Source organism: Brevibacillus sp. SAFN-007a (assembly GCF_051967035.1).
Classification (GTDB): Bacteria; Bacillota; Bacilli; order Brevibacillales; family Brevibacillaceae; genus Brevibacillus.
On the sequence record NZ_JBQCKK010000069.1, the window covers coordinates 1 to 501 of the forward strand.

Consider the following 501-nt stretch of genomic DNA (forward strand, 5'->3'; position numbering starts at 1 on the left):
ACCTCAAACGATGCCCGGACACTGGAGACAATAGAAGATGCCTTTTGCTGACCAATTCCACGGATCGGCAGCAAGCAAGCTTCTCCTTCTTTCATGATAATATCTAATGTGTTCTCACCCAGGACATCAACAATCTGCTTGGCTCTTTTCTCCCCGCAGCCTTTCACCAAGGACGATGAAAGGAAAGCAATTACCTGTTCCTTGCTTTTCGGAATCGGACGTTCCCAACGCTCGACACGGTACTGATCGCCAAACTGGGGATGTTTGAACCAATCGCCGTATACTGTGATTTTCTCGTTTGGCTCAACCCCATAAATAGTCCCGATGATGGTAATTTCTTCGCCATCGTCTTGTTTAAGAATGGCAACAATGAAGTCGTTGTTCGGTTGCCGAAACTTATAACGGACTAATGTTCCGGTTTTCCCACTCAATGTTACACCTCCTCGTTGTGTCACTTTTTTGATATAGTAGTTTTAAGTTTGGTAACGAAATCAACTCGGG

Annotated in this window: 1 protein-coding gene; it reads right to left on the reverse strand. The window is 45.1% G+C overall.

The features are described 5' to 3' along the window. Window positions 1-431 (reverse strand): YrrC family ATP-dependent DNA helicase (locus ACTHO6_RS21245; protein WP_440243826.1); only part of this gene is annotated, 431 nt, incomplete at its 3' end. Window positions 432-501 lie beyond the last annotated feature (70 nt).